Genomic DNA, 16,385 nt, shown 5'->3' on the forward strand with positions numbered 1-16,385 from the left:
GAAAAACGCGGGGCTGCGCACAGGATGAAGTGTGCCGCGCGCGGTGCGGCGGAGCGGCAGAGCGTGGAGTGTATGCATCTGAGCTATACCGCGCCGGTCTTTGGCCTCAGCAGTTACTTGCGCTGTGCCGCGCATTTCCTCAACAACCGCTTTGCATCTGGCACGGTGTCGATGCGGTTGGGGTTGCCCAGGCAATCGTCTTCTTGTTCGATGAGCACATGACCGTCCGCCTGGCGCTTCAGTCGCAGTGCGACGGTCATGCGATTCCAGCCCTGGCCGACTTCCGCGACGGTGCTGGCGTGCTTGCGGTCGATGGGAAAGTACTGGATGGTGGCCAGCACCAGGTTGTTGGCCGAATCGCCCACTCCCACGGCGGGCACCGCATTGCAGTAGAACTGGTAGGGCTCCTTGACCACGATGCGGTGGTAGCCGACCTCTTCAAACTTGTCGTTGAAGATCAGGATGTGGCAGTCCACGGTGTGGCGCTGCCCTTCATCGCAGCGGTAGGTGGGCTGGCCTTTGAAGTCAGACGGCGTGCAAACCTCATCGGGCCGGCTCTTTGTCATGAAGCCGACGGGCTCCAGATAGTGCTGAAGCCCATCCAATTGCATTTTGAAGCCCAGATACTGATTGAAACCGCGCTCGGTCGGCTTCGTGCGGCTCATGGCTGCAGAGCGCGCCGTGGCTGACAGAGCTGAAGCATCTCTAACCTTGTCGGGTTCAGTCTTTGTGCACACCGATCTGGGCCGCAGCCCCTGCTGCATCTCTGCCAACTCGGCATTGTTGCGTGCAGAACCGGTGCAGGTGCGGTCTTCGTTCCAGTCATTCGACAGTTTGACGTCTGCGTGGGCAAGCGACGGCATGCTGAGCCAAGCCGCAGCGGCCAGCGAGAGCCCCAAGCCTTCAAGCCTTCTTGGCTTCACGGGCCTTTTTGTATTGCTCATAAGCATTTTCCAGTTTGGTGTGGTAGTGATACGTTTCATATGCTGGGCCGTTGTAGTTGAAGGCCATGGCCCGCCAGTTCTTGGTCTTGACCGCATCCCACAAAGAAATTTCTTTGCCGAGTTTCTTGTTTTTGGGGTCTTTCCAGGCTCGCGGCTTGTTTCGAATGAAGCCCGCCAGCAGCTTGATCTGTGCCGCATTCGACGTGCACATTTTGTTGACAAACTTCTTGAGAGAAGGTTCGTCACACAGTTCGTGGTTCGCCCCCATGATCTGGAACTTGCCCCAAGAGCAAGATTTGAGCGCGGCATCGGGATCGAGCCGGTAGGCGTTGATCAGTCGCAGGTAAGACGTGGCGTAACTGGCGTAGATGTCATCGTCGTCCACCTTGCCGTCGTGCATCTTCTTGTCTTCTTTGCCCAGCCGCTTGCTCGTTCGGTAACCCACCGGCCATGAGATATCCGGGTGGTCTTTGTCATGCGCGCGCGCACTCAGGCGGCTGAAGTAATGGCGCTCGTACAGGATGGCCGGCACATGGCCGCCCTGGCCGTCCATCAGGCGCCAGAAGGCGCTGCGGCCCCCGCTTTCCACCTTGGCAATCGCCTTGAGGACCTCTACTTCGCATTTCAACTCTGCGGCGACATCGGTCCAATCCTCTTCTGTGATGTCGCCCCCCTCGAAGCAATCGAAGTGGTCTATCAACCCTTTTGGCAAATCCACCCCGATGACGATGGTTGGCAGGCCTTGCGGCCCTTTGACCTGCTTGGCTGTGACGGTTGGGTTGTTCTTCGAGGGGGCTCCGGTGGGTTTGACAGGTGGCTTGGCCTGGTTGCTGGCCGTGGCCGTTGTCTCGCGCGGCTTCAAGGGCGCTTTGGCGGCGTCGGCAGACACCTCTTGCAGCGTGGTGGGCACCACGATGGCACCACTGACCAAGGTGATCAGCTTGTGGCCATATCCCGAGGCGGTGCTGGCCAGCTTTTGCCATTGGCGCTGTGCGTCTTGCACCCACACATCCACTTGTGATCGCGCACTTTGGGTGATTTGCGTCGGGACCTGTCCATCGGCTGAGGTCTTGCCCATCACGCGGTGACCATCGACCTCCAATTTGTACGTCAGGTTGGCAATCGGGTGCCGCAAGGCATCGAGGAAGGCCACACTGACACCGAAAGCTGACAACTCCGACAAATAGAGCACCTGGCCGACTTGGATCTTGTTCGCGTCACGAAGGCCGTTCCAGCGCTGAAGATCAGCCATGCTCGCGCCCGAACGGCGGGCGATGGATGACAAGGTGTCGCCTGGTCGGGTTCGGTAGGGGTCCGCGAGCTTCGTCGCTGCCCTTTGAACGCCTTTTTCTTCATTGGTCATTGTCATCTTCGCCCCGATCCTCTTGATGCACGGATGAGTCCTCCAACGGCTGCAAGACGTCCTCGCTGACGTGCCATGCGGCCGATGAAAGCAACCACAGCTGAAGGTCTGCCGGGCGGTCAAGCAGCATGGTTTCGCTTGAGACCTGTCCTCTCGACATGGGTGCTTCGGCTACTGACTGGCTTTGCAGGTACCCCTTGACTTGCCGCGATATCGGGTTGGGTAACCATTCAGCGGGTACTTCTTCCACGCTGACAGCTTGGCCATAGACGCGCTCGAGTGGAGTCGAAACAGCTTCGATCTGATGCGTTCCAGAGGGCAATGCCAGCAAAGACGAGCTTGCGTTCGCGCCCCCACCCCACTCATGACTAGCCCCCTTGACCGTGAAACTCCCCGGGCAAGTGAAGGTGATGTCCCCGCCTTGCAGGGTGATTTGGCTTTGCCCGGCGGTGAGGGTGATGCTGTCTTGCGCGAAGACGCGCACTTCGTCGGTGGTGCTTTGCACCGTGATGTCCTGGTCGGCCCAGAGTTGCTGGGCGTCGGTGTGGGCGCGCAGGCTCAGGGTGGCGTTGGCGGCGATGGCGTGGATGCCGCCGGCGTGGGTGTAGAGGCTGGTGGTCTGGCCGCTGACGGCGCTCAGCGTGTGAGCGGCTGTGAGGTGTGCGTCGCCCTGGGTGCTCAAGGAAGTGTCCTGGCCGCTGAACATGCTCAGGTGCTCGGCGCTGACCAGGGCGGCGCTGCTCGGGGTGTCGAGGTGCAACTGTGCGCGTGCGAAGGCCTCGACGGGGTCTGCCAAGGTGCGGCTGCCAGCTTGGGCTTTGCGGGCGTCCTGGCCGTTGAGTGTGGCGGGCAGCTTGCCGCTGGCGGCGGGGGCCATGGCGGCGGTGTGCGCCATCCAGGCTGGGCCGTTGTCACCGTGGCCGTCACCGTGGCTGTCAAGGCCAAGCGCACCTTGCTGGCGGGCGCTGTCGCCGAGGGCCTGGCCCAGCTGTCGGCTGGCCCGCAGTTGGGCCACGGCCTCGCTGGCGTCCATCTGTGTGCTGGCCACGCTGCTGCCTTGCGCGGCGCGGGCAGAAGTGCTCAACAGCATGCCCTGGCCTGCGCGCACGACTGCCCAGCCCTCGGTGTGCCCATAGAAACCTTCGCCCAGCCAGTGGCCGCGCCGGGCTTGTGAGCCCTGGGCGTCGTGCCTTGCGCTGTGTTGCACCAGGTGGCCGAGGCTGAGCTCGCTGTGGCCGTGGCTGGCCGAATAGCTCAGCAGTCGCATGCGCAGCTGGCCCTGGCTGTCGTCGATCAGCCATTGGTTCGCACCCGACTGGCCACCGGCCTCGTCGAGCAGGGGGTGGTGCCAGCCTGAGAGGGTGCCGGGGTGGTTGGCCTGGCTGCCTGCGCCTGCGGGCCAGGGCAGGGTGTGCGGGCCGTTGTGCAGCTGGCCGATGACGATGGGGCGGTCGATGTCGCCGTCGATGAAATCCACCAGCACCTCGGTGCCCGGGCGGGGCGTGAACACGGCGCCCCAGTCGGGCCCGGCCTGGTCTTGCAGCACGCGCACCCAGGTGCCGCCGCGCGCGTCGCCCGGGGCGTGACCGGTGGTTTGGCCGTTGGGCGACGCTGGTGCCGCCAAGCCGCCTGCCAAGGGCGTGTCATCGGGCGCGCCGCGTTGCCACGGGAACTGGATGCGGATGCGGCCGTCGCGGTCGCTGTGGATGGCGGTGCGGCCAGCATCGCTGCCAACACCGCCGCCGGAGAGCTGCGCCATGACCACCGCCGTTTGCAGGCCCGGCGAGGGCGGTGCCGCCAGCGGGGCAGGCACCAGCCGCAGGTGACCTGGCGCGGCCTGGAAGCGGTTGCGGTAGCTGCCGGCTTCGACCTTGGTGGCCGATGCCAGCGGTGCGGTGCGCACACCCAGGTTGTTGGCGGCTTCGTGGGTGATGCCGATGACGCTGAATGCGTTGCTGCCGAAAGTACTGCCGTCGAGGGCGCCGCTGGTGAAGTGCTCGGCCAAGGTGAAGGTGGCGCCGACGCTCAGCGCACGCACGGCGCCTTGGCCTTCAACCGTTTGCTGTGCCAGCAGCAGGGCGTCCAGCCAGGCTTGGGCGCGTGCGTTGGCAAGATCGGGTGCGCCGTGTTGCGCGTCGGCGACCCGTCCGTCGGCAAACTGTCGCTCGCCAACGCCGACGTAACGTTCCAGCATGGGCACGCCGGGTGGGCGTTGTGCATCGGGCAGGGCGCTGCTGCCGCTCACGCCGCTCAGTTGGCGTTCGTCCCAGGCACCGAGGGTGATGGCGTTCGTGCCGACCTGGCGGGCCGGTGCCCAGGCGGTGAGCGTGTCTTGGGCGAAGCCGTCGGGCGTGGCGCCTCGCATGCCGGGGCGGCTGAAGCGCAAGGTGCCCAGTTCTGGGCGCGGTGCCTGGGCATCGAAGACCACGAGCGTGTGGCGCGAGGGCGTCAGCAGGCTGGTCGTGCCACTGGGGCTGTCTGTGTTGTGCGGGTCGTGGTCGATGCGCCAGCTCCAGCCTTCGCTGGCCATCAGGCGTTGGGCGAATGCCCAGTCGGTTTCGCGGTATTGGGTGGTGATGGCGCGCACCGGGCCCGGGTGGCTGACGTCCAGCCGCAGTTGGGCTTGTGGGTGTGCCATGAGCACGCTCTGGACGATGTCAGCGGCGGTCTGGTCCTGGAAGATGCGGGTGTCGCGCCGCAGGCTGGCCCAGTGGGTGAAGTCACGCAGCTGCAGGCGGTAGCGTGTCAGGCCGCCATCGCTGCCCAGGTGGGCGGCGCGCGCAACGTGCCCGTGCCAGGCGCGCCAGCCGCCGTCTTGCAAGCGCAGCTGCAGCGTGGCCCCGGTGCCCATGAGCGAGGTCAGGGGGATGCCGCTGTGGGTGCTGACGCAGTCGAGCTCTGCGAGGAAGGGCTGCTCGGCGTGGAGGGCCTCGTGCACGCTGCAGCGCTCAGGGATGAGCGTGCCGGACGGCAAGGCCGTGTCCAGTTGCAGCAGGCGCGTGTTTTGCGTGAGCGACAGCGCGGCTCGAAGCTGCGCCAGCAAGCCGCTGGCGCCCTCCGGGAGGACCGCTGACAGGTCCTGGGTACCCCACATGAATCCACCTGAATGTTTTGTTCTGGCGCGGATTCTGTCTCAGGAAGGTGCCGCACCGGTCCCCCACGAAGGGGGCTCGGCGGGGGAGATTTGCAATCAGATGTTTCGCAAGCTCCCCAGCGCGACGGTCAGCGCACGGTGCCGGCGGCGCTTTCGGGTTCGCGCAGGAAGATTTCCACGCGGCGGTTTTTGCCACGGCCTTCTGCGGTCTCGTTGCTGGCGATGGGCTCGCGCTCACCGCGGCCGGCCACGTCGATGCGGCTGCGCGACACGCCGCGGTCTTCCAGGAAGTCACGCACGGTGTCGGCGCGGTCCAGCGAGAGCTTGTTGTTCAGCGTGTCGGAGCCCACGTTGTCGGTGTGGCCGACCACGCGCACCAGGGTGCCGGGGTTCTCTTTCAGGCCTTGCGAGAACTGCTGCAGCACGGTGCGCAGCTCGGGCTTCAACGCGGCGCTGCCGGTGGCGAAGGAGATGTCGCTGGGAATGTTGAGCTTGAGCTGGTTGTCCGGCGTGCGCACGACGTCCACGCCGGTGCCTTCGGTCGCGCGTTCCATGGCGCGGCGCTGGTCTTCCATGTGCTTGGACCACAGGTTGCCGGCGATGGCACCCGCTGCCGCACCGATGACGGCGCTCTTGCCGATGTTGTTGCCGCCGGTCATGGCGCCGATGGCCGCACCGGCGACCGCACCGAGGCCCGCGCCTTGGGCTGTGCCGCGCTCACGTGCGCCCATGTTCTCGCAGCCGGCCAGCAGCATGGCCACGCCGGTGGCGGCGGCGACCAGGGTGACGCCACGGCGCGAGGGGCTGCGGGTGGCTGCGGTGGCGTTCAGGGAAGCGGGCATGGGAGCGGACATGGCAGGAACCTTTCGTTGTGAGAGACCGGGTATCAACGGGGCAAGGCAGGGCGCGGATGACGCCGGCAACAAGACTTCACACGGCGTCAAGCCGCGACCTGGTCGAACTGCATCGATGCCAGCCGAGCATACAGGCCGTTGCGGGCCATGAGCTCGGCATGGGTGCCCACGTCCACGATGCGCCCGCCGTCCAGCACCACGATGCGGTCGGCATTGACCACCGTGCTCAGGCGGTGGGCGATGACCAGGGTGGTGCGGTCCTTCATGGCTTCTTCCAGGGCGGCCTGCACGGCGCGCTCGCTCTCGGTGTCGAGGGCGCTGGTGGCTTCGTCGAGCAGCAACAACGGGGCGTTCTTCAGGATGGCCCGTGCGATGCTGATGCGCTGGCGCTGACCGCCCGACAGGCGCACGCCGCGCTCGCCCAGGAAGGTGGCGTAGCCCTCGGGCAGCTTCTGGATGAAGTCGTGGGCGTGGGCTGCACGTGCAGCGGCCATGACCTGGTCGTCGCTGGCGTCGGGGCGGCCGTAGCGGATGTTCTCGATGGCGCTGGTCGAGAAGATGGTGCTGTCTTGCGGGACGATGCCGATGCGCTGGCGCAGGTCCTGCAGCGACAGCGCCGTGATGGGCACGCCGTCCAGCGTGATCTGGCCGGATTGAGGGTCATAGAAGCGCAGCAGCAGCTGGAAGACGGTGGTTTTGCCGGCGCCGCTGGGGCCGACCAGGGCGATGGTTTCGCCCGGGGCGACGTCGAGCGTGACCTCGTCCAGCGCCAATTGGCCGGGGCGCGAGGGGTAGCTGAAGCGCAGTTGCTGCAGGCTCAGGCGCGAGCCCTCGGTGGTGGCTGGCAAGGCGCGCGGCGAAGCGGGCGACTGGATGGGCGATTGGGCCGCGAGCAGCTCCATCAGGCGCTCGGTGGCGCCCGCGGCGCGCAGGATGTCGCCATAGACCTCGGAGAGCGCCGCCACCGAGCTCAGCAGCAGGATCACATAGACCACGGTCTGGCCCAGGTGGCCGGCGCTGATGCGGCCGTCCATGACGGCCTGGGTGCCCTGGTACAGGCCCCACAGCAGGGCGCCAGTGGTGGCGGTGATGACGAAGGCCACGAGGATGGCGCGGGCACGGATGCGGCGCTCGCCGGTGCGGAAAGCGCCTTCGGTGGCGTCGTCAAAGCGCCGGGCTTCGCGGCCTTCGGCGTTGTGGCTTTGCACCACGGGCACGGCATTGAGCACCTCGGCGGCGATCGCGCTGGCATCGGCGATGCGGTCCTGGCTGGCGCGCGAGAGTTTGCGCACACGGCGGCCGTACGCAATCGCTGGCAGCACGACGAGCACCAGGCCGCCCAGCACCTGCGCCATCACGAAGGGGTTGGTGACGATGAGCATGGTCAAGGCGCCGACGGTCATGATGGCGTTGCGCAGGCCCATGGACACGCTGGTGCCCACCACGGTCTGGATGAGGGTGGTGTCGGCGGTCAGGCGCGAGAGCACTTCGCCGCTTTGCGTGGTCTCGAAGAATTCGGGGCTCTGGCGCAGCACGTGGGCATACACGGCCTGCTTGATGTCGGCCGTGATGCGCTCACCCAGCCAGGTGACGACGAAGTAGCGCGAGGCGGAGAACAGCCCCAGCGCCGCCCCCACGCCGAACAGCGCGAGGAAGTGCGTGCGCAGCGCCATGACGCGCTGGCCAGGGTCGGCCGAGACCATGCCCTGGTCGATGAGGGTGCGCAGCGCGATCGGCAGCACCAGCGTCGTGACGGCGGCCATCACCAGGAACACCAGGGCCATGACCATGCGGCCGCGGTATGGGCGCAAGAAGGGGCGCAGGCTGGCCAGGGCGCGGGGGGATTTGGCAGCGGGAGGGGTGTGGGAGCCGGACATGACAACAGCGTGTGATCGATCGGACATTATCATGCCTTGACAATATTTGCGTAGGCAACTAAATTTCTGCCCATGGTCAAACGCTCGAATTCCGACCCCGCCAGCGTCCCTGAGGCTGCTGATCCGCCGGGTACGCCCCACGATGCGCCTCAGAACGAGCCGATCTACGGACCGGGCACCTTCACCCGCGAAAACAGCGTGGGGTACCTCATGCGCCGCATCGTTCACCTGATGGTCAACGAGGTGGACCACCGCCTGGCCGATGGCGGGCTGACCCACGCGCAGTGGACGCCGCTGTTCCTCATCCACCGCGGGCAGGCCAACACGCTGGCCGCCCTGGCGCGCGACCTGCAATTGGATGCCGGTGCCCTGACGCGCACGCTGGACCGCTTGGAGGCCAAGGGCCTGTGCCGGCGTGAGCGGTCGGTCGATGACCGCCGGGTGATCCACCTGACCCTCACCCCCGAGGGGGAAAAAGCCGCCGCCCCCGTGCCAGGCGTGCTGTGCGACGTCTCCAACACCATGCTGCAAGGCTTTTCCCGCGAGGAGTGGGAGACGCTGATGGGCTTCCTGCGCCGCATGGTGGCCAATGTGGAGACGCTCAAGGCCCCCTTGCCCACGACGGTGCCCGAGCGGCACCGGGAAGACTGAGCTCAGCCGCAGATGATTTCTGGAGTGACCATGCAGCACGCCCGTTTGCTGACCCTCGCAGCCCTGGCGACGCTGGTGTCGCTGGCCGGCTGCTCCACCGGGCAGGACATCCAGCCCCGTTTGAAGGCGCTGGACACCCAGGCGCTGGGTGTCCAGGCCGCAGAGCCCGCCCCCGTGGTCCGGGACCTCACGCCCTGGTGGGAGGCCCATGGCGATGCCCGCCTGTCGGCGCTCGTCCAGCAAGCCTTGGCGGGCAACCCCAACATGCAGGCCGCAGCGGCCCGCCTCCAGCGCGCAGCCGCCCAGGAGCGCCTCACCCGAGGCAGCGACATGCCGCAGCTGGAGGCCTCCGCCGAGCTGAGCCGCCAGCGCTTCACCGAAAACGGCCTGGTGCCGCCGCCGGTGGCGGGCACGGTGCGCAACACCGGCACCCTGCAGCTGGCGGGCAGCTGGGAGCTGGACCTGTTCGGCAAGCAGCGCGCCGAGGTCCAGGCCAGCATCGGCCAGACCCGCGCCAGCGAGGCCGATGCGCAGGCCGCGCGGGTGCTGCTGTCCTCGCAAGTGGCGCGCAGCTACGTTGCGCTGGGCCGACTGCAAGCCCAGGCGGATGTTTTGCAGCGCACGCTGGCCCAGCGCGATGACGTGCTCAAGCTGATCCGCCAGCGCGTGCAGGCCGGCCTGGACACCAGCGTCGAGCTGCGCCAGGGGCAGGGCGCCTTGCCCGATGCGCGCCTGCAGATCGAGGCGCTCAACGAGCAGATCATGCTCACGCGCCATGCCCTGGCGGTGCTGACGGGCCAGGCTCCGAATGCGCTGGACACGCTGGACGTGAAGCTCGATGCCATGCAACAGCCCGCGCTGCCGCCGGCCGTGCCGATGGACCTGCTGGCCCGCCGCGCCGACGTGATGGCCGCGCGCTGGCGCGTCGAGGTGTCGCGCTACGACATCAAGGCAGCCCGCGCACTGTTCTATCCCAACATCGACCTGGTGGGCTATGCCGGTTACAACGCCATCGGCCTGGACCGCCTGCTCAAGCCGGGCAGCTGGCAATGGGGCTTGATGCCCGCGATCCACCTGCCGCTGTTCGACGGTGACCGCCGCCTGGCCAACCTGCAAGGCCGCGTCGCGGAAGAAGACGTGGCGGTGGCCAACTACAACCAGACCGTGCTGCAGGCCGTGCAAGAGACGGTCGATCAGTTGGGCAGCTTGCAGGCCATCGCGCGCCAGCAGGCCGAGCAGCGCAGCGCACAAGGCCACACCGAAGCCGCCTACGCCCTGGCCACAGAGCGCTACCGCGCCGGCTTGGGCAACTACCTCAATGTGCTGGCCGCAGAAACGGCCGTGCTGAACCAGCGCCGTCAGGCCGTGGACCTGCAGGCCCGCACCTTCGACACCCAGTTCAGCCTGGTGCGCGCTCTGGGCGGCAGCTTGCAGCCCGCGGCCAAAGCACCGACGGCAGGGACGCCGCCGCCCGCGTCGATCGCAGCCACGCCCGCATCCACATCCCCCAGCGAGGCCCAGGCGCCGTCGCAGACCTTGCCCCAGAAGTCCGGAGATCCCGCATGAGCCAGCCCACCCCATCCGCTCCCGAGGCCACCCAAGCCGCGCCCGGCCGCAAGAAGGCCCTGACCCTGGTGGCCGCCGCCGTGGTGATCGGTGGCATCGGCTACGGCGCTTATTACGCGCTGGTGGCCAACCACTTCGAGCACACCGACAACGCCTACGTGCAGGCCAACGTCGTGCAGATCACGCCCCAGGTCGGTGGCACGGTGGTGGCGATTGCCGCCGACGACACCGACAAGGTCCAGGCCGGCCAGGTGCTGGTCAAGCTCGACCCCGCCGATGCCCGCGTGGCGCTCGACCAGGCCCAGGCCCAGCTGGCCCAGACCGTGCGCGAGGTGCGCACCCTGTTCGCCAACAACGGCAGCCTGGAGGCGCAGATCCGACTGCGCCAGGCTGACCTCACCCGCACGCAGACCGAGGTGGCCCGCGCGCAGGACGACGTCAACCGCCGTGCGCCCTTGCTGGCCAGCGGTGCCGTGGGCAAGGAGGAGTACAACCACGCCACGGCGCAGCTGGCCGCGGCCCGCAGTGCCCAGGCCGGAGCCGAGTCGGCGCTGTCTGCCGCCCGTGAGCAGCTGATGTCCAACCAGTCGCTGACCGATGGCACGACCGTGGACCAGCACCCCAACGTGGCCCGCGCCGCCGCCCGCGTGCGCGAAACCTACCTGGCCTTGCAACGCGCTGCTTTGCCCGCGCCGGTCGATGGCCACGTCGCCAAGCGCAGCGTGCAGGTCGGCCAGCGCGTGCAGGCCGGCAGTCCGGTGATGGCGCTCGTCACGCTGGACCAGCCCTGGGTGGACGCCAACTTCAAGGAAAGCCAGCTGCAGCGCATCCGCATCGGCCAGCCGGCCACGCTGACGGCCGACGTCTATGGCCAGAAAGTGACTTACCACGGCAAGGTGGTGGGGCTGGGTGCGGGCACGGGCGCGGCCTTCTCGCTGCTGCCGGCGCAGAACGCCACGGGCAACTGGATCAAGGTGGTGCAACGCGTGCCGGTGCGCCTGTCGCTGGACTTGGCCGAGGTCAAGGCGCACCCGCTGCGCGTGGGCCTGTCGATGGAGGTCGAGGTGGACGTGGCCCAGCAGGATGGCCCGGTGCTGGCGCAGCACCCGCGTGAACACGCGGTGGCACAGACCGCGGTGTTCGATGTCGTGCAAAAAGACGCCGATGCCCTGGTGCGCCGCATCATCGACGCCAACCTGGGCCGCGCGCGTGCCCCTGTGCCTGCGCAGGCCGTCGCCCCTGTGGCCGCCCGCCCCGGAGCCTGAGCGTGAGTGGGAACCACGGGCCCGCGGCCCTGCAGCCGCTGCAAGGCTCGTCGCTGCTGCTGGGCACCATCGCCCTGTCGCTGGCGACGTTCATGAACGTGCTCGATTCGTCCATCGCCAACGTCTCGCTGCCCGCCATCGCCGGTGACCTGGGTGTGAGCCCGACGCAGGGCACCTGGGTCATCACCAGCTTTGGCGTGTCCAACGCGATCTCGGTGCCTTTGACGGGCTGGCTGACGCAGCGCTTTGGCGCGGTGCGGCTGTTCACCATGAGCGTGCTGCTGTTCGTGCTGGCGTCCTGGTTGTGCGGCCTGGCCTCGTCGCTGGAGATGCTGATCGGCTTCCGCGTGCTGCAGGGCCTGGTGGCCGGGCCGATGATCCCGCTGTCGCAGACCTTGCTGCTGTCCAGCTACCCACCGTCGAAAGCGGGGATGGCGCTGGCGATGTGGGCCATGACCACGCTGGTGGCGCCCGTGACCGGGCCTTTGTTGGGGGGCTGGATCACGGACAACATCACCTGGCCCTGGATTTTTTACATCAACGTGCCGGTGGGCCTGGGGGCCGCGCTGGTGACCTGGCGCATCTACGCCAAACGCGAGACGCCCATCCGCAAACTGCCCATCGACACGGTGGGGTTGGCGCTGCTGGTGATTTGGGTGGGCGCGCTGCAGATCATGCTCGACAAGGGCAAGGAGCTCGACTGGTTCGAGAGCGGCCAGATCGTGGCGCTCACGGCCGTGGCGGCCATCGGCTTCGTCGTCTTCGTGATCTGGGAGTTGACGCAGGAGCACCCGGTGGTGGAGCTGCGTCTGTTCGCCAAGCGCAACTTCCTGTTCGGCGTGCTGGCGCTGTCGATTGGCTACGGCCTGTTCTTTGGCAACGTGGTGCTGCTGCCGCTGTGGCTGCAGCAGTACATGGGCTACACGGCCTCGGTGGCCGGCATGGCGGTGGCGCCGGTGGGCATCCTGGCCATCCTGCTGTCGCCGCTGGTGGGCAAGAACGTGACCCGGGTGGACCCGCGCATCCTGGCAACGGTGGCGTTTTCTGGCTTTGCGCTGGTGCTGTGGATGCGCTCGCACTTCACCGTGCAGGCCGACTTCAACACCATCATGGTGCCGACCATCCTGCAGGGCGCGGCCATCGCCTTCTTCTTCATCCCCTTGAGCGCGATCACGCTGTCGGGCCTGACGCCAGACCGCATCCCCTCGGCCTCGGGCCTGAGCAACTTCGTGCGCATCACGGCGGGCGCCATGGGCACCTCGCTGGTCACGACCATCTGGGACAACCGCGCCACCCTGCACCACGCGCACATGGTCGAGAAGATCACGCCCACCGATGGCGCGGCCGTGGAGGGCATCGGCACCTTGATGTCCACCGGCATGAGCTTCGAGCAGGCCGCGGCGCAGATCAACCGGCTCATCGACCAACAGGCCTTCACGCGAGCGGCCGACGACGTCTATCTGGCCTCGTCCATCTTGTTCCTGTGCCTGATCCCCATCGTGTGGCTGGCCAAGGTCAAGAAGGGCGGCGCGGCGGTGGATTCAGGGGCGCATTGACGGGGGCCTGACCGCTCAGGCTGGCACCTGGTAGTGCGCCTCGCCCATCAGGTCGATGCCGCAGGCCAGGTTCTCGGCCCACTGGATGAACTGCGGCACGGCCTCGCCCACCAGCGGCGCGCCGTGCTGGGGCGCGATCATGTCAATGGGCAGCTCGCGCACCATGCGGGCCCAGCAGCGCAAAATCTTGTTGGACACCATGTAGCGGCGGTGGAAGGCCTCCATGCCTGGCGGCAGCGTGGCCAGCGAGGTGATGGGTTTCGTGGCGTCGGGCCCGGTCTGCATGGACACGCCCAGGTCGCCCGAGAACAGGATGCGGCTGACCGGGTCGTAGAACTGGAAGTTGCCCTCGGCGTGCATGAAGTGCGCGGGCAGGGCGATGAGTTCGTGCCGGCCCACGGGGATGCGCATGCCAGCGTCGGGAATGCCGACGATGCGACCGGTGGTCTTGCCTGGCTTGCAGAAGTGCGGCACGAAGCGTTCCCACAGCGTCGAGACGTAGAGCTTGGCGTCGGGTGTGGCCGTCATCCAGCGGTCGAGCGAGGCGATGATGTCCGGGTCTGCGTGCGAGGCCAGGATGGCCGAGAGCTTGGAGGGCGGGAAGTGCCGCGTCATGCCCAGGTAGAGCTCGCTGTAGGCCAGGTTGCCGCCCGGGTCGATGATGGCGCCGACATCGCCATCGACGATGAGGAACTGGTTGGCCTGCACCGCCTCGCCGCCTTCGTTGCCCAGGTCGGAAAACATCAGGCAGGCGTGGTGGGCGCTGCGGAACAACTCTTGTGGCATGCGGCCTCCCGTCTTTGGATGCGCGAGCTTACGTCGCAGGCCTCGTGGGGAGGCTTAATCCAGATCAAGCCAAATCAAGCCAGCGCAAGCGAGGTGATGGCCCCGGCCTCGGGGTCAGCGCGGTGGATGTGGCGGCGCTGCCGTCGTGAAGATGGCACAGGCTTGCTCGGCCAGGGCGTTGGCAGACAGGCCGCTGTCGCAGGCCAACACGTGGCGCTGCGGCATGCTGCGCAGCCAGGTGCTTTGCCGCTTGGCGAGCTGGCGGGTGGCGGCGATGCCGCGCTCGGTGAGCTCGGCCAGGGTGCGCTGGTCGCGCAGGTCGAGGCCCGCGTCCAGGGCTTCCCAAACCTGGCGGTAGCCCACGCAACGCATCGAGGGCAGATCGGCATCGAGGTCGCCACGCGCACGCAGGCGCACGACTTCGTCGATGAAGCCGGCGGCCATCATCTGCTCAAAACGCAGGGCGATGCGGCGGTGCAACCAGGCGCGGTCTTGGGGCTCCAGCGACACCAGCGTGGCGGGTGTGCCCGATGTGCCCGATGTGGCGGCACCCGCGCCGTGCCGCTTTTGCTGGAAGGCCGACAGTGGCTGGCCGGTGGCCGCCCAGACCTCGATGGCGCGCTGGATGCGTTGGGTGTCGCCCGGGGCCAGGCGCGCGGCGGTGAGGGGGTCCACCCGCTGCAGTTCGGCGTGCAGGGCGAGGCTGCCTTGCGCCTTCATGCGTGCATCGACCTCGGCGCGCACCTCGGATGGGATGGCGGGCATCTCGTCCATGCCTTCGAGCAAGGCCTTCAGGTAGAGCATGGTGCCGCCGACCAGCAGCGGGGTGCGACCTCGCGCGCGGATGTCGGCCACGGCGGCCAGCGCATCGGCCACGAAGCGCGCGGCGCTGTAGCGCTCGGTGGCGTCCACGGTGTCGATCAGGTGGTGGGGCACCTGGGCCATCTCGGCGGGCGTGGGCTTGGCCGTGCCGATGTCCATGCCGCGGTAGATCAGGGCCGAATCCACGCTGACGATTTCCACAGCTTCGGTGGCGCCGCCCTGTTGGCTCAGGCGTTCGGCCAGGGCCAAGGCCACCGCGGTTTTGCCGCAGGCGGTCGGGCCGGTGAGCACCCAAAGCGGGGCGGCAGCGGTCATGTTGCCGGGGGTGTTCAGACTGGCCTCAGAAGCGCTCATCGGGTCGCAGGTAGCGCCACTGGCCGGCGGGCAGCTTGCCCAGCACCACGCTGCCCATGCGCACGCGTTTGAGGCCAACCACCTTGAGGCCGACCAGCTCGCACATGCGGCGGATCTGGCGCTTGCGGCCTTCGCGCAGCACCACGCGCAGCTGCTGCTCGTTTTGCCACGACACCTGGGCGTGCTTGAGCGGCTTGCCGTCGAGCTCCAGGCCGAAGCGCAGGGCTTCGATGGCCTCGGGCGGCGTCACGGCCATCACGTTCTCGGCCTCGGGCTGCTCGATGAGCTGCACGCGCACCAGGTATTCCTTCTCGACGCCCGAGTCCTCGCCGATGAGGGCCTTGGCCACACGGCCATCCTGCGTCAGCACGAGCAGGCCGGTGGAGTCGATGTCCAGGCGGCCGGCGGGCGCGAGGTGGCGGTGGTGGGCGCGGTTGAACTGGATGGGCAGCTTGTCGTCGGCCCAGCGGTTCTGCGGCTGGACGAGCACGACGGCGGGCTCGTAGCCATCTTCGGCCTGGCCGCTGACGTAGCCGATGGGCTTGTGCAGCAGGATGGTGACGCGCTGCGTTTGCTGTTCGCGGGCCTGCGGGTCGATGTCGATGTGCACGGTGGGCAGCACGCGCGTGCCCAGCTCGGCGACTTCGCCATCCACGCGCACCCAGCCGGCGTCGATCCACTCGTCGGCTTCGCGGCGCGAGGCCAGACCGCGCTCGCTCATCAGCTTGGACAGGCGCAGGCGGCCGTCGGACTCGGCGGCTTCCTGGCGCGGTGCAGCGTGGGCGTAGGCGGGCTGTCGCTGGTGTGGATCCTGGTGGGGCCCGCTGTCTCGGCGCGAGGACGTGGTGCCCAGGCGGCGTTGGTCCTGGCGGGCCGGGGGGTAGGCGTCACGTGGGTCGCGGTCGTAGCGCGGCTCGCCCCAGCGCTCGGGGGCATCCCGCGCATCGCGAGGCGCGCGAGGGTCACGGGGATCGCGCGGACCGCGGTTGTCGCGTGCATCGCGTGGATCCCGGCGGCGGTCGTCGCCACGCGGGCGGTCCGGGCCGGGGCCACGGTCTTGCCACTGGCCCGGGGCGCGGGCGGCGGCTTCGGCGCGTGCCTGCTCGGCTTCGGCCGCTGTCATGCGCTTGCGCGGTGCCGTGCCACTGCCACGCACCGGGGGCTTGCGCCCGCCGAATTCAGGCGTCTGGGAAGGGGCGTTGCTGTCGGCGCCGGCGGGGCGCGACAGGGTGATTTTTTTGCGTTCGGTCATG

At 67.9% G+C, this 16,385-nt stretch carries 12 protein-coding genes; 4 read left to right on the forward strand and 8 right to left on the reverse strand.

The window, feature by feature from the left end:
- Positions 1–113 precede the first annotated feature (113 nt).
- The 5 genes from EV672_RS11040 to EV672_RS11060 all read right to left on the reverse strand — a co-directional run bounded on the left by EV672_RS11040 (position 114) and on the right by EV672_RS11060 (position 8,132).
- Positions 114–944 (reverse strand): hypothetical protein, encoded by an 831-nt coding sequence (locus EV672_RS11040; RefSeq protein WP_243738638.1) that lies wholly within the window; start codon positions 942–944, stop codon positions 114–116.
- The gene (locus EV672_RS11045) at positions 904–2,313 is read right to left on the reverse strand and encodes a LysM peptidoglycan-binding domain-containing protein (protein ID WP_243738639.1); all 1,410 of its coding nucleotides are present in this window, start codon (positions 2,311–2,313) and stop codon (positions 904–906) included. Before EV672_RS11045 ends, EV672_RS11040 begins: the two co-directional genes overlap by 41 nt.
- Complete coding sequence (locus tag EV672_RS11050; protein WP_133609180.1) at positions 2,297–5,401, reverse strand: type VI secretion system Vgr family protein; 3,105 nt, start codon at positions 5,399–5,401, stop codon at positions 2,297–2,299. Before EV672_RS11050 ends, EV672_RS11045 begins: the two co-directional genes overlap by 17 nt.
- A gap of 128 nt (positions 5,402–5,529) precedes the next feature.
- A complete protein-coding gene (locus tag EV672_RS11055; protein ID WP_133609574.1) occupies positions 5,530–6,243 on the reverse strand; it encodes a YiaD family glycine zipper/OmpA-like lipoprotein in 714 nt (237 codons plus the stop codon).
- 98 nt (positions 6,244–6,341) lie between these two features.
- Positions 6,342–8,132 carry an ABC transporter transmembrane domain-containing protein gene (locus EV672_RS11060; RefSeq protein WP_133609182.1) on the reverse strand — a complete coding sequence of 597 codons (1,791 nt, stop codon included), beginning with the start codon at positions 8,130–8,132 and terminating at the stop codon, positions 6,342–6,344.
- A gap of 72 nt (positions 8,133–8,204) precedes the next feature.
- Between EV672_RS11060 and EV672_RS11065 the strand changes: the two genes are divergently transcribed.
- The 4 genes from EV672_RS11065 to EV672_RS11080 are packed head-to-tail and all read left to right on the forward strand — an operon-like array spanning position 8,205 to position 13,170.
- Entirely contained in the window at positions 8,205–8,783 is a 579-nt protein-coding gene (locus EV672_RS11065) for a MarR family winged helix-turn-helix transcriptional regulator (protein WP_133609184.1), read from the forward strand.
- A 30-nt stretch (positions 8,784–8,813) separates the two neighbouring features.
- The gene (locus tag EV672_RS11070) at positions 8,814–10,349 is read left to right on the forward strand and encodes an efflux transporter outer membrane subunit (protein WP_243738640.1); all 1,536 of its coding nucleotides are present in this window, start codon (positions 8,814–8,816) and stop codon (positions 10,347–10,349) included.
- Entirely contained in the window at positions 10,346–11,614 is a 1,269-nt protein-coding gene (locus EV672_RS11075) for an HlyD family secretion protein (protein ID WP_133609188.1), read from the forward strand. Before EV672_RS11070 ends, EV672_RS11075 begins: the two co-directional genes overlap by 4 nt.
- Positions 11,615–11,616: 2 nt before the next feature.
- Positions 11,617–13,170: a DHA2 family efflux MFS transporter permease subunit gene (locus EV672_RS11080; RefSeq protein ID WP_424923147.1), complete on the forward strand. Its 1,554-nt coding sequence runs from the start codon at positions 11,617–11,619 to the stop codon at positions 13,168–13,170.
- A gap of 15 nt (positions 13,171–13,185) precedes the next feature.
- Here EV672_RS11080 and EV672_RS11085 read toward each other — a convergent pair whose 3' ends face one another.
- From EV672_RS11085 to EV672_RS19375, 3 genes are all read right to left on the reverse strand, one after another.
- Complete coding sequence (locus EV672_RS11085) at positions 13,186–13,956, reverse strand: oxygen-binding di-iron domain-containing protein (protein WP_133609190.1); 771 nt, start codon at positions 13,954–13,956, stop codon at positions 13,186–13,188.
- Between the two features lie 114 nt (positions 13,957–14,070).
- Positions 14,071–15,132, reverse strand: coding sequence for a tRNA (adenosine(37)-N6)-dimethylallyltransferase MiaA (gene miaA, locus EV672_RS11090; protein ID WP_424923148.1), 1,062 nt, complete (start codon positions 15,130–15,132; stop codon positions 14,071–14,073).
- A complete protein-coding gene (locus EV672_RS19375) occupies positions 15,119–16,384 on the reverse strand; it encodes a pseudouridine synthase (RefSeq protein ID WP_133609192.1) in 1,266 nt (421 codons plus the stop codon). The genes miaA and EV672_RS19375 overlap by 14 nt, the downstream gene beginning before the upstream one ends.
- Position 16,385: the final 1 nt, after the last annotated feature.

Origin of the sequence: Aquabacterium commune (genome assembly GCF_004362855.1) — a bacterium.
GTDB classification, from domain to species: domain Bacteria; phylum Pseudomonadota; class Gammaproteobacteria; order Burkholderiales; family Burkholderiaceae_C; genus Aquabacterium; species Aquabacterium commune.

Coding starts and splice junctions, on each gene's coding strand:
- EV672_RS11050 (WP_133609180.1), bottom strand. CDS start 5,401: ATGTGGGGTACCCAGGACCTGTCAGCGGTCCTCCCGGAGGGCGCCAGC.
- EV672_RS11040 (WP_243738638.1), bottom strand. CDS start 944: ATGAGCAATACAAAAAGGCCCGTGAAGCCAAGAAGGCTTGAAGGCTTG.
- EV672_RS19375 (WP_133609192.1), bottom strand. CDS start 16,384: ATGACCGAACGCAAAAAAATCACCCTGTCGCGCCCCGCCGGCGCCGAC.
- EV672_RS11085 (WP_133609190.1), bottom strand. CDS start 13,956: ATGCCACAAGAGTTGTTCCGCAGCGCCCACCACGCCTGCCTGATGTTT.
- EV672_RS11055 (WP_133609574.1), bottom strand. CDS start 6,243: ATGCCCGCTTCCCTGAACGCCACCGCAGCCACCCGCAGCCCCTCGCGC.
- miaA (WP_424923148.1), bottom strand. CDS start 15,132: ATGAGCGCTTCTGAGGCCAGTCTGAACACCCCCGGCAACATGACCGCT.
- EV672_RS11070 (WP_243738640.1), top strand. CDS start 8,814: ATGCAGCACGCCCGTTTGCTGACCCTCGCAGCCCTGGCGACGCTGGTG.
- EV672_RS11065 (WP_133609184.1), top strand. CDS start 8,205: ATGGTCAAACGCTCGAATTCCGACCCCGCCAGCGTCCCTGAGGCTGCT.
- EV672_RS11060 (WP_133609182.1), bottom strand. CDS start 8,132: ATGTCCGGCTCCCACACCCCTCCCGCTGCCAAATCCCCCCGCGCCCTG.
- EV672_RS11045 (WP_243738639.1), bottom strand. CDS start 2,313: ATGACAATGACCAATGAAGAAAAAGGCGTTCAAAGGGCAGCGACGAAG.
- EV672_RS11075 (WP_133609188.1), top strand. CDS start 10,346: ATGAGCCAGCCCACCCCATCCGCTCCCGAGGCCACCCAAGCCGCGCCC.